Annotated in this window: 1 protein-coding gene; it reads right to left on the bottom strand. The window is 33.6% G+C overall.

What is annotated here, in order from left to right; all coding sequences use genetic code 11:
* Nucleotides 1–232: hypothetical protein (locus ACWXWW_RS18395; RefSeq protein WP_455971493.1), on the bottom strand; the 232-nt coding region annotated here is incomplete at both ends.

Below are 232 nucleotides of genomic sequence, written 5' to 3'. Positions count from 1 at the left end.
CTGTATATGTTGTACCTGTAATATCTAATTGAATATTATTAATACCAAATGTCTTACCAGTAGTATTCGTCCAGTTAAACAATCCTGAACCATCACCATAAGCAATATTTAAATCATAATCAGCCGATGAAGTTCCTGTATTAGTCACTTTATAATAATATTTTGTACCACTGATGGTTGATGTCCAAGTGGCCAATTGAGTATCTAGTACTGCTCCATCTCTCTCTAGTTC

The sequence above is a fragment of the Microbacterium sp. KNMS genome (genome assembly GCF_053851835.1).
The sequence above is the reverse complement of the archived record's forward strand: the minus strand, read 5'-3'. Positions and strand labels throughout refer to the sequence as shown.